Here is a 13,378-nt window from a genome sequence, read left to right on the forward strand (position 1 = left end):
ACCGCCGTTTGCATTAGTACATCGGATTATGATCAGATTTACCTTTAAACGTATAGTAGGCAAAGGCGGTATAACTTAAGATAATCGGCAGCATAATAACAGCGCCAATCAACATAAAGGATAGAGACGTATCCGCTGCAGCGGCCTCATAAATCGTCATTTGATAAGGGACAATATAAGGGAACATGGCAAAACAAACGCCAATATATCCCATCAAAAATAAAACCACTGTCAATAAAAATGGACGATATTCACGCTCAGTCTTTAAGTCTTTACGCATGATAAAGAACAACAGCATGACGATGATAGGCATAGGGGCAAGGTAGAGTAGCTCTGGAAAACCAAACCATCCTTCAAGCGCATCGATATCAGAAAAATACATGAATGTCGTCACCACAATCATCGCAATGATTAAGGCTGTCAGCATCCAGCCAGATACGCGGCGTGCCCATACTTGTAGGGTGTGCTCTGTTTTTATGATAAGCCACGTCGAGCCCAGTAATGCGTAGCCGATAATCATGGCAAAGCCGCAAACGATAGAGAAAGGCGTTAACCAGTCAAATGGCCCGCCCGTGTACAAGCGATTGCTTGCCTCTAATCCTTGCACCAACGCCCCAAGCATAATACCTTGAGAGAAAGTCGCGACCACTGAGCCGACAAAAAAGCAAGTGTCCCACACATGGCGACGTGTCGAGGATTTAAACCGAAACTCAAATGCCACGCCGCGTAGAATAAGACCAAATAACATCGCCGTCACAGGCAAATAGAGACCGGTCATTATGATGCCATAAGCAACAGGAAACGCTGCAAACAGCCCGCCGCCGCCTAACACGAGCCACGTCTCATTACCATCCCAAAAAGGGGCGATAGAATTCATGATACGGCTACGGTTTTTGTCTGAGCCGGCAAACGGAAATAAAATCCCGCAGCCCAAGTCAAACCCGTCAAGCAGTACATAGACAAAGACCGCCAAAGCAATCAATCCGCCCCAGATAAGAGGTAAATCTAATACATCACCGAAGTTAAACATTAGCGTAATCCTCCATTATCGACGTCATTTGCTGGAGCATCTAGGCCCTCTTTTGTACTTTTTTCATGGTTGATATCACCACTTAACGCACGACCTTGACTCTCTGTTACTGAGTGCTCATAGAAATTATCCTCAGCAGGATCTGTGTAAGGCTTTGGCCCTTGAGCAATCAAGCGCAGAATATAAAAACTGCCTGCACCAAAGACAAAGATGTACAGCACGATGAATCCAATCAATGTCGTAGCGACTTGCTGTGCAGCGACTGGTGACATACTCTCAGCGGTACGTATAACCCCATAGACCGTCCATGGCTGACGACCCGTTTCGGTCACAAACCACCCTGCCAACAATGCAATAAACCCAAGCGGCGTCATCATCATCCACGCACGGTGGAACCAAACACTTTCGGGATTGAATTGTTGTTTTCTGAAATATTTATAGACGCTAAATAAGCCGACCAGCACCATCAACATGCCAATACCAACCATGATACGAAATGCCCAAAATACAATAATGACATGCGGTTGGTCTTCTGGTGCCCAGTTTTTGAGACCCTTCACTTCACCATCTAATGAATGGGTGAGAATCAAACCCGTGACATAAGGGATTTTTACTTCGTATTTATTGGTTTGATTTTCTTGGTCAGGAATCGCAAAGAGACGTAATGCTGCACCGCGCTCATCCTCCCAAATACCTTCCATCGCAGCCACTTTGGCTGGCTGATGCTCAAGCGTATTCAAACCATGCTCATCACCAATCAACACCTGTGCTGGTGCCACAAAGATGGCCATAATCATTGCCATACCTAGCATCACACGACCATGCTCACGGTGCTCGACGTGTTTCTTAGATTGGATATAGTAGGCACCGATACCACCAATGACAAAGGCAGTGGTCAAAAAGGCCGCCGTCATCATATGTGCGTAACGATAAGGGAATGAGGGGTTGAAGATAATTTCAAGCCAGTTGGTCGGATAAAGCAGGCCGTCTGCACCCATCATAAAACCTTGAGGGGTTTGCATAAAGCTGTTAGCAGCCAAGATCCAAAAGCCTGAAATCAGTGTACCGATAGCAACAATGGCAGTGGCGGCAAAATGCATGCGTTTGCTCACACGGCCCCAGCCAAATAGCATAATACCTAAGAAGGAGGCTTCTAAGAAAAACGCGGTCAATACTTCATAGGCAAGTAGTGGACCTAAAACGTTACCGGCTTTGTCAGAGAAGACGGCCCAGTTGGTACCAAACTGGTAAGACATTACCACACCTGACACTACACCTAGACCAAAGACCACGGCAAATATTTTTACCCAGTGCTTATAGACCTCAGCGTAGATAGGTTTGCCAGTTCTCAACCAACGAAACTCGAGTACAGCAAGCCAGCTGGCAAGACCGATGGAAAATGCAGGAAAGACAATATGAAACGAGATAACAAAAGCGAATTGGATGCGAGCGAGTGTCAGCGCATCGAGCTGGTCAATCATAAATGTAGCGAACATAAACGGTTACTCTCATCTGTTAGCTGAATAGCGCTGCCATCCGTACAACGCTCAAGTAACTGTCCGTAACTGTCCATCGATCAAAGGGGCAAGCATTACGGGCAATGGCTCAGTGACGTGGGCTTAGCAACGTTGGACATAAATTGCGACTAAGTTTGCGGCTCACTGTTTAGCTGAATTGAATAATTTATGTCCCTATAAATTCATATATTACAGTCATGTGCTATAGATATATTATGCGCTTACCTAGATATACACGCAAGCAACCTAAAAGGTCAGTTGCATACCTAGCAGTCATCGAAAAAAAGCACTATCAATGTTGAAAAATAAAATTAACATTATTAAAAACAAAGCATTATGTAGCAAGGGCTGCGTTCTTTAAAAATAAAACTCTGTGTTTAAAGAGGGCTATTCGTATCTCAAAAACCCTCATAAATAACAAAAATCTACATCATTCTTGTAGCTGCTTATGCAAAATTCTTCGCAACGTCAAAATAGTTTGCGGATTGGTTTGAATACTATGTCCACCATTGATAATCGTCTCAGAAGCGGCACCATCTAGATGCGCACTGGTGTAGGGAACAATACCATCTGACAGACGCTCGGTCAGTGCTTGACTGATATCCTCGTCGACGGTGACAGCCGCGACTAAGGGTTCGGGCGGCAGCTTTGATTCATCGCTTGAAGTATCAGTAATAGCAGTACTGTCATCGATACCCTCTTTTTCTGTGGCCGCTTGTGATAGGTCAATCTTGGCACCCTCTGGCTGCGCTTGTGCCAGTCCTTTGGTAATGTCAGCATCATTATTGGCAATAATGGAGTGATATGTAATACGATCATTAATGGCAATGTCTTTGGTTAACGCTATAAAAGAGGATTTATCACTGAGCTGGCTGGCACCGTTCTGTAAATAAAGCGCGCCCAATGGATTTTCTGCCAAATCGCCTTGCGTTGCGATGGTCGCCAAATTATCAGTAAACGTTTTTACCAATCCCACTGGCAAATAAACGATCCGGCGCAGCGCACGGGTGAACCAGCGATCTGCGTAATCAGTACCGCGAAACGGTGCTGACAAAAACACTGCCGTGTCTACTTGCGGTAAGGTTTGTAGCTCAAACCGTTTCTTTAGCTCTTCTTCGCCAAAGGACGCTTTTAGCGCATCACGGATTTTCTGTTTTTCATTATTAGAAAGTGTGTCTTGATCATTGAGCTTATCTAGGTCGTTGACCAAATTGTCATCAGATAGCATCATACGAGCGATGATAGCGCCCATACTATGACTGACAATGACGCTATTGCGACTCGCACGATTTTGCCCCTCTGGGTCTGTCTTGTCATACGTGCTACTGATTAGGCGTTGAATCTGATAGCGGTTTTCTAAGATAGGCAAGTTGGTTGGATAAAATATCTGCCACACCTGATAGTTGTCCCGCAGTTTGTCATCATTCAAAATATCGTTGGTCAGATTGACCCAAGTGGCAGGACTAGATGCCAGACCATGCAACATAATTAAGACGCGCTTGTCAGGGTCATAAGGTTCGAGCATAAATAGCTTGGGGAGCCGCTCTTCTGGCTGGCGCGTGATGAGATTGAGATAACCCACGCTATCTAACTGGTTCTCTGCTAGCCATAAACCATAACCGGCAGAAAAATTGGCCGCCAGTGGGTAGTCATCATTGAGAATATTGACGGTTTCGGTCTGGTAGGGATTGTACAAATGAATGTCCAATTGACGACTGTTCAGCACATCTAGCACGCTGTCACCACTTGGTTTTATTAGCCCAGTCAGCAATAGATGCCCAGTAGGGTAAATGCGTGAGCTGGTCTCGCTGTCATTATTGCTGCCCTCAGCATTGCTCTTGGTGCTTTCATCTTCACTTGCCAACCTGTCTGACAGCGTAGAAACCAGCAGCTGACGAATAGTGGTGGTATAACGATCATCTAATGAGGCAACCAAGCTGATACCTAAGCCTGGACGCTTGCTAATAGAGTTAAGGCCAGAGAGGCGCAACTCGTAAGTTGAGACTAAATCGGCGAGTGCCGAGGATTGTTTATTCGCATTTTGTAGATAGTTGTTTTCATTAGGCAGATAGATATCAAGGTTATAGTCATCTATGTGTACCTTCATGACTTTGACTTGATCAATCGCTTCACCTTTTAGAGGCGCACGATTGGCGATAGAGGCTTGATGATTGCTATCACGGTCAGTAGATGCGATAGGCAGATGCTCTATTTTTGTATTGCTAAGCAAATTATCTGAATTCTCGGTCGATCGATAGAGCTGCGTAATCACATCATTACTGGCGGCATTATAAATATCTTGGGTTTGGATATCGCTATCAGTTGGAATACGAGTCTGACTAGGTGTGCGGCTATCACTCTGTGCTGCGCCTTCAAAATCATGATCTAAGCTGTCATAAAATAAGTAGGTATAACTCGATTTGACGGCATCAAACAACCGTTCTTGATAAGCGGTTAGACACAGATTGGTATCTTCTTGCTTCGCTTTAGCGTCTTCATCGCTTAAAGGCGCATTGGCATAGTAAGGGTCAAGTGGTGGGCGATCGAGGGCACTGCGGCAGCTCTGTGAGTCAGCCAGTTGACGGGCTTTTGCATAGTGTAACTCTGCAAAAATTGCTAATGCCGGACGATAATGCTTGTTTAAAATACTGTCGGTTAACTGAGTCAAACATAAGTCAAATTGCTGCAGACAGGCTTGCTCATTAAGACCTGCTGATAGTAGGGCGGATGCGGTATCGCTACTCAGTTTGTCGTCAGTGACAATATTGCCGCGCTGTGCAGTGATGGTTTTGGCAGTGGCTTGTTTTTCCACTGAGACGACGCTACAAGCAGGTAGTAGCGTTGTCGCTACCAATAAGAGAACTGCGGTGATGGGCAAAGGGGTTTTGGTAGCGTGTGTTACTACCTGTTTGCCAAGGCTAGCAAAAATCATAGGTCAGTCCAATAAACCGTGGTCATGAGTGCGAACAATGAGCGTAATAGCGATATGAATGAGTGTAGCGCAACTTTTGCTATTAGAGGATTTTATTTCAAGTGCTATAACGAAGATCTATGTATCGGATAGTGTGGTCAAATTAGCGTTATTGATTCTAAACCTACTTAGGTTTTTAAAGCGTATTATCGTTAGGCACAAAAAAGCGCGTTTGCTTTATCCATAAAACAAACGCGCTTGGTATCTGATAACGACGTTACTTATAAACCATTAGTGTCCAAAAAACGGATTAGGCACCTGGTTTTACGTTGATATTAGGCGCAGCGATATCCCAAATGTAGAATTTACCATCTTCAATCATCTTAATCTGCTCAGGAATGACTTTGTTATCAGGATTTTGCCCTTCAAGGCGACGTAGACGCTCTAATGCATTGGCTCTACGATCACTCAATAGATCTGACTGTGCCAAGCTTTGCTCCGCTTCGGTATAACCCAAAGACACAGCGCGATCTAGATATTTCTGACCTTCTTTAAACCCGCCACCCTCTGACAGCATCATGCCATACAAAAAGTTCGCTTCGGCGCTACTCGGTTGCAGCTTGATAGCGCGGTCAACATATTGACCCCCGCGCACGGTATAGTCTGACCCTAAGTCAAGATTACGCCCCATACCGTTGAGTTTGGCTGCGCGTAGTAACACCTCGTAAGAGGCTTCTGGTGACTTAGCATACGGCTCAATCCAATCAGCCAATACTTTGATTTTTTCACGCGTGTAATGACGCTGCGTACGGTTAGGGAAGTTTGGCGGATAATGACGAGCATTAGGTGATACATCCGCGATGAAATCATCGAGCAAGCTGACATCAAGCTTGTTTGTGCCAAGGCCTTTTTGCTGAGGAACCAATACGGTGGTGACAAAGCTCATGTCTGACAGTTGTACTTGCGGCGTTGGTATATTAGGCAGCTGACCACTACGTAAGTCGATACCTGGGGCTGTCATCGGACCTGGCTCATAAACGCGAGTGGTGCCGCTCATCACAGGGGCGTCATTTGGCATCATCATTTGCGATGCTGGTGGAGTCATCTGTGGTTGTGCAACACTGACAGCCGCATTGTTTTGCGGTGCATTATTGAACTGCATGTTAGCTGTTGATTGGGCGTTACTCGCAGGTGCTGATGCTGTGCTTGGCTGAAATGGGCTAGTAGTCGCGTTAGGACGAGCCAATCGGATCACACGTTTACTTGAGTCCATCGCACTTGGTACAGCCATAGACGTCGCTGCGGTATCAGTTGCTGCATTGACTGGCGCAGATAGCATCATCGCGCAGGCAGCAGCCAGTGCAGTGAGTGTGGCAATCTTTGATGACTGGCTGTTAGAGAGAGTCGCTTTCATAAAAAATATTACCTTATTTGATTTATTTGACGGTTATTTATGCATTGATTGGTAGATTCTTTGGATATGTCTTTACGCTAAAATAAGACCATTACAAATACCCTAGCAAATTGAGCGTCAGGCTATCTGTGGTAGGACTGTTAATCATCAATGTGCATCATATCTAATGACATCAGTCACGCTATTGATGAAAGATACCATATCCACTATCACAAATGATATGCAGTGGCTTTCATACGATTGGCCATCCAGCGCATGGTATGGCGTATCGGTGGTGATAATGCTGCGCCGCCACTGGCGAGTGCCAGCTCACGATGATGCAACTCCTCAATATCCATCTGTGCCAGTATCTCTTTTGAACGTGTATCATGCGCGGGTAGTTGTCCGATATGGTCTTGCAGATGTTCGCTGACCTGCGCCTCTGTTTCTGCGACAAACCCTAAGCTAAACTCATTAGAGATTGCGCCTGCGACAGCACCTAGCCCGAACGACATGCCGTACCAAAGCGGGGTAAAAATACTGGCATGGCTACCAAGCTCACTCAAGCGAGTCTCACACCACACGAGGTGATCGACTTCTTCTTCAGCAGAGTGTTGCATGGCCTGTTTGACACCGCTATCTTTGGCAGCGAATGCTTGCCCATGGTACAGACCTTGTGCGCATACTTCGCCAGTATGGTTGATACGCATGAGGCCCGAGACATGTCTTGCCTCTGTAATGGTCAGCTCAGGAATCTCATCACTACTGACGGGTAGCGGACGAGTACTGAGGTTTGAATGCGGCACGACAGCTCGTAAGGCCTTGTCGACGCCAAGTAATAATTGGTCGATTTTAGATAAAGGGCGCAGGGCCATGGTTCACTCCTGATGGCGTTGAGCGTTATCGATAACATAGGGTATAGATTGCTACTGTTTTCAATATTAGCAACCAAAGCACGTTTCTAGCAGAACTGTTCTGGGTTAAATGGCTCTGGTAGCTATATATTTAACTTTTTAATAATACAAATTCTAGTGGGGCAATGTTTAACTATACAGCGTGCTCATCTTCGGTCTGAATCACCGCGTGTTTAATGTGCTTATTGAGCTTAATATATAAAAAAGCACCAAAGGCAATATTGAGTAGTCCTGTCACCATAAATAGCTGTGGTAGGCTCAGGCCTAAGGTATTTAAGATCACAATCGCAAAAATCGCTGAGGTGACCATAAATATCGCATTAAAGATATTGTTGGCACCAACCACGCGTGCACGATGGCTTTTGGGTGCATATGCTTGCATCGACGCATATAAAGGGACGATATACAAACCACCGCTGAATCCCAAAAAGAACAAATCAAGAAAAACGCGCCAGCTACCACTGATACCAAACAAATCGCTGATACCCAATAAGGTTCCATTATTCACATTTATATCGAGTGCGGAAAGTGAAAAGTACAAATCAACAGCAAAGATACTCAAACCAGCAATACCGAAAGGCAGTAAACGTAAGCTGACTTGGTTTTTGGTAAAGGATTTGCATAGCAGCGAGCCGATTGAGACGCCGACAGAAAACAAGGTCAATAGGAAAATCACTACCGACTCATCACCGTTCAAAATCACCTTACTAAATTCTGGCACTTGGGTCAAAAAAGTTGCCCCATAAAACCAAAACCAGCTATTACCCAGTACGACAAAAAACAAAAAAGGCAGTGAGTATAAATAGCGTACAGTAGACAAACTGGTGGTAATGATATTCCAGTTAATCTTCAGCGTCGGCTGCATCGCTGGCATGTTAGGGATGTAACGTGCGGCCAGATAACCAAAGACTGCGACGACCAAGACTGTGGCACTGATCCAATACAGTGATTGAGACAGTTGGGTGAGGACACCTGCGACAATCATACCAACAAGAATAGCCAGTGAGGTGCCCATCTGAAACAGACCATTAGCACCGACCAATTCGTCTTTATTCATGGCCTGCGGTAGATACGCGTATTTAATCGGGCCAAAAAAGGTCGAATGCGTACCCATCAAAAACAACGCCACAAACAATAACGCATACCACTCAAACACAAAACCAATTGCGGCAATGGCCATAATGACCAGTTCAAGCAGTTTAATAAACTGGGTAAGCTTTGATTTTTCGTACTTATCAGCAATTTGCCCTGCCAACGCCGAGAATAGGAAATATGGCAGTATGAATAACATCGCTGCTAGATTGTTTAAAATACTGACTTCCATTCCTAGCTGGCTAGCTGCGGTATAAGTCAGTACCAGAATGAGAGCTTGCTTAAAAATATTGTCGTTAAATGCCCCCAAAAATTGGGTAAAAAACATGGCACTAAAACGGCGGTGCTTAAATAACTGGAACTGACTGGACATGGATATTCCTACAGATAAATCGCGGCTGATAGAGTAAAGAGCAGTGCTAACTATGGTTATTTATATAGTCATAATCGTTAATATTATCAAAAACTTATAGAAATATAGCGTAGGTTTTATCGATATTAAGCCGTATAATAGCAAGGCTTCATAAAAAATACATGTGACGGGCGCTATGATTTCATAATTATCTAAGTTATGATTTGTAAATTTTGCATGATTGCTTTATAAGGTGTGGTGCCCATACCTCTGTGCATTACTATTTGCTAAGGTCGCTAAAATCATTTGTATCATGACACATCGTATGGTGATAGCGCACAGCACAAGATGGCGATCTGAGCGGTCAAAATTAAGAGCAAGGTAGTAAACCATTAATTGCAGCCAACTGCTATAAGTTTATTCACCGGTCAGACTGAGCGATGGTTTATCGCTGACACAGCTGCGCCGCGTGAGATGATAGGACGTAAATATGACCCAGCAGCCGTTAAGTCGAGCACCTCATGCAATACTGACACCGCATCATACCGTTATTATGCAAAACGATAGCGGTGTTCACTGTGCTCACAATACTGCGCCGCGTGTGCATTTTTCGCGTTCAGCGCTTTTTACAGCGCTTGCCACCAGCCTGATAGGCATTGCCCCTGCGGCATTGGCAGATACCACAAATTATAGCAACTACAGTAATGACGCCAATCAGCCCACGACCAATCAAGTCGCCGATGCTCAAGCAACAACGCTGTCAGCAGTTGACAATCTATCAGAAAGTAATCAACCAGCAGATGATATAGAAAGTGATAGCCAACTCGATGCTGCTCTAGATGCACTGCGCCTAAAAAAAGCGGTCGAGCAAGGTATCATCGAGCAATCGGTATTAGATGATTATAGAGAACAAACCCTCGGTATCAAAAAGACTAACGCGAATAGTGTCTCTTCTCAAAATAGTAGCACTCAACCTAATAATTCAAAAAATAGCAGCACTCAAAATAGTAATAGCGCTCAAGATGCAGACACGTTCGACGAAGATGCAGCACTGCAGGCGGCTGTCTTACAGCAACAGGGTTATCAGATGATGACGCCTGAACAGATTGATCGTGAGCTGGCTGCGCTGGATCTAGAAAATACGCAAGACATTAACGGCATAAACAATAGCAGTAACAACGACAGTGACTTTGATGTACCCGTTGCAATGCTCGCTGATACGTCACCGCCGATCGGGCTAGATATTGATCTGGATGCGACCAGTGTACCCACGCCGAGTAATCTTGAGAGCTTGGGTCAGAGTGACTCAACTATAGAACAGGCTGTTGCTACCACACTGTCGCGCCCAACCACAGTTATTGACTCTGTAAATAATGGGCGTGCCAATCAAGAAAACGGTACCAGTAACATAGACAATATCACTGTAGAAAACGCTATCATTAACGATGAAGTCATGACGGTTAGTGATGATGTAGCAGCTAGTGACAATATAAGCGATGAGACAGGTACCACAGCTGATATTATCAATCCTGATGACTACTTACCGGATTATCAAACCGATACTCAAGCAGTCGATCAAAGTATTAATGCCACTGAACAGAATAAGCCACGCGCGCGTAATAGAGGCAATATCGTAAAACGTCTCTATAATCGTTTCTTTGGCGATGGTGTCATAGCGCTACCAAATGTAGAAACCACTATTTATCTACAGCAAGCAGCCGATAAAAACAGTGACATTGAAGACAATGACATTGAAAACAGTGCCGACAGTGGTTTAATGGGTACTCGCTCAACGAGTCTTGACGCTACGAGTGATAAGGTAAAGCTCGTTGAAGCGGATACTGATGTGCAGCCAATGAAAAACATCAAAGCAGCACTCGATGAAACGACCGTGCAATCACTCGTTGACTTTACAGCGGCTCTGCCACGCTTACGCCAGACTGCGATGGATGCCGCTAAAGCAGTTGGTTACTACGAGGTTAACTTACGGCTGCGTCAGCCTAATCGAGATACGATCGAGGTCATCATTGAAGATTTGGGTGAGCCGGTACTCGTGGATAGCCGCATTGTTGAGATTCGCGGTGAAGGTAGTGAACAAGAAGAGTTTATCGCGCTCCAAGAAGACTTGCCGCCGCAAGAAGGTGATGTCTTTAATCACCGTGTCTATAAAAGCAGCAAGGCTGCGCTCGAAGCGCTGAGCAATACCTATGGGTATTTTGATCAATACTGGTTGAACAAATCGGTTGATATCATCTTGCCCGATAACAAAGCTGATGTATCTTTGGTCTATAACACTGGGGATCGCTACGCATTTGACGATGTTGTGTTTTTTACTTATGACGCAAAAACCAATACTTTGACACAAGATCCTGACAAGTTACCAGTTGAGTTGTCATTATTGCAGCAGTTATATGGCTTTACGCCAGGACAGCCTTTTTATCGTCCTGATGTGACCAAGTTTAGTAATGACTTATCAGCGACGCGCTATTTTAATACTGTCAATGTCGAATCGATATTGCCACCAGATGATAGCAGTAGAACCAGTACGTTGGCGTTCGATAACGCACCAAATAATAGCAGTAACACGTTAGATGATGATGTGGATAGCGGTAATGGTTCAGAAGCTGTTACTAATAGTGATAACGATGTGGTAACAGCATTTAAAAACGGTCAGGCCAGTGCAGAAAACACCAGTAATGACAACAGCGACATTGGTGCAGCGGGTAATAGTACATCAGGTAGCAGTAGCGGCGAGACGGTCAATCCTGCGGACATAGCGGCTATCGAGTTTGAAGCGGATGAAGCCACGCTCGATAAGCTAAAAGCCATTCAACAAAAAGCAGATCGTCTCAGCCGTTTGCCAAATGACCGCGTACTCGATGAGAAGCAACAAGAAACAGACAGTATATTGGGTAAAATCAGTGATTCAATCACCAATGTCGCACAAAAAATATTCCCTGATGAAGTCAGTATACTCGCTGATGAGAACTTTGTACCGCCAACCTTAGCAGGGCGCAAAACCCCGCAAGAAGTAGCAGAGAGTAAAAAAATACCGCTCTATGTGTTTGTCGCTGCCAACAAGCCGCGCGACGCGCAAGTTGGACTGGGTTATGGTACAGATACAGGCGTTCGAGCGACAGCAAAAATAGACTATAACCTCCTTAACCGTCAAGGCTATCAAGCAGGCGCGGAGACTGAGGTATCAAGAATTAGTAAAAACGTTGCAGTCTATGCGAGCAGGCCATGGAACCATCCGCTGAATGACAAGCTAGATGCGCGCCTCACCTATGAAGAAGAAGTCATTGATCAAGGTGAAGGCAACTTTGATTTATCGACCAAAACGCTTAAAGCTGCCTTGGCACGCAATATCCGCCGTGATAATGGCTGGAACCGAAGCTACTCTGTGCGCTATCGTTTAGATGAGCTTGAAACGGGCGTTGATGGGGCAGCACTTGACGACTTGCCAATCCGCTTCACCTCATCAAGTCCGAAACAAAGAGCGCTGTTGTTTGGTTATGGCATGAATAAAACCGAAGTCGATAACGCGACCAATCCAACGCAAGGTATCCGTCAGTATTATTCGATTGAAGCAGGCAGTGACGCCGCGTTAAGTGATACAGATTTGGCGATTGTACGAGCTGGTGTCAGTGGTATCTATAGCTTTGGTGAAGATAAAAAGCACCAAGTGCTGGGTAGTGTTAATACAGGCTATATCTGGGCAGATGATTTTTATGATGTGCCTTATAAACTACGCTTTTTTGCGGGCGGTGATCAAAGTATCCGTGGTTATGACTATGAGAGCTTATCACCATTAGACAAAGGTTATTTGACAGGTGGTCAAATACTAGCGGTCGGTAGTGCTGAGTACAATTACGAATTTAAACCTGGATTCCGCGGCGCGTTCTTTACCGATGTTGGTAATGCGTATGACAAAGACTTTGAAACAGAGACAAAAGTCGGTGTCGGTGTCGGTATCCGCTGGGCATCTCCAGTAGGTATGGTACGTGTTGATGTGGCCGCTGGTGTGACAGAGGAGAGTATTCCTGTGCGACTACATTTCTTTATTGGTTCCCCTTTATAATGGTATAGCGGCCTAGTCTTTTTACAATGGCACAGCGGCCTAGTTTTGTCATAGTACTATATAGTCGATTCAATTTAAAAATAGTACA

7 protein-coding genes are annotated in these 13,378 nt (G+C 45.0%); 1 reads left to right on the forward strand and 6 read right to left on the reverse strand.

All coding sequences use genetic code 11. The features are described from left to right. Positions 1–13: 13 nt before the first annotated feature. From cydB to I6E86_RS03570, 6 genes are all read right to left on the reverse strand, one after another. A complete protein-coding gene (gene cydB, locus I6E86_RS03545) occupies positions 14–1,030 on the reverse strand; it encodes a cytochrome d ubiquinol oxidase subunit II (RefSeq protein WP_197175355.1) in 1,017 nt (338 codons plus the stop codon). Then, a complete protein-coding gene (locus tag I6E86_RS03550; protein WP_227680521.1) occupies positions 1,030–2,526 on the reverse strand; it encodes a cytochrome ubiquinol oxidase subunit I in 1,497 nt (498 codons plus the stop codon). The genes cydB and I6E86_RS03550 overlap by 1 nt, the downstream gene beginning before the upstream one ends. 451 nt (positions 2,527–2,977) lie before the next feature. Further along, positions 2,978–5,479 (reverse strand): esterase/lipase family protein, encoded by a 2,502-nt coding sequence (locus I6E86_RS03555; RefSeq protein ID WP_227680522.1) that lies wholly within the window; start codon positions 5,477–5,479, stop codon positions 2,978–2,980. Positions 5,480–5,768: 289 nt separating this feature from the next. Beyond that, positions 5,769–6,872 (reverse strand): tetratricopeptide repeat protein, encoded by a 1,104-nt coding sequence (locus I6E86_RS03560; protein ID WP_197175356.1) that lies wholly within the window; start codon positions 6,870–6,872, stop codon positions 5,769–5,771. A 209-nt stretch (positions 6,873–7,081) separates the two neighbouring features. After that, positions 7,082–7,720, reverse strand: coding sequence for a 2-polyprenyl-3-methyl-6-methoxy-1,4-benzoquinone monooxygenase (coq7, locus tag I6E86_RS03565; protein WP_197175934.1), 639 nt, complete (start codon positions 7,718–7,720; stop codon positions 7,082–7,084). A 178-nt stretch (positions 7,721–7,898) separates the two neighbouring features. Further along, positions 7,899–9,230: an MFS transporter gene (locus tag I6E86_RS03570; protein ID WP_197175357.1), complete on the reverse strand. Its 1,332-nt coding sequence runs from the start codon at positions 9,228–9,230 to the stop codon at positions 7,899–7,901. Between the two features lie 469 nt (positions 9,231–9,699). On the opposite strand from I6E86_RS03570, the gene I6E86_RS03575 reads away from it, so the two are divergent. Then, positions 9,700–13,290, forward strand: a complete 3,591-nt coding sequence (locus I6E86_RS03575) for an autotransporter assembly complex protein TamA (protein ID WP_197175364.1) — start codon at positions 9,700–9,702, stop codon at positions 13,288–13,290. The last annotated feature ends 88 nt before the right edge of the window (positions 13,291–13,378 follow it).

The organism is Psychrobacter sp. SWN149 (assembly GCF_015864565.1).
GTDB lineage: Bacteria > Pseudomonadota > Gammaproteobacteria > Pseudomonadales > Moraxellaceae > Psychrobacter.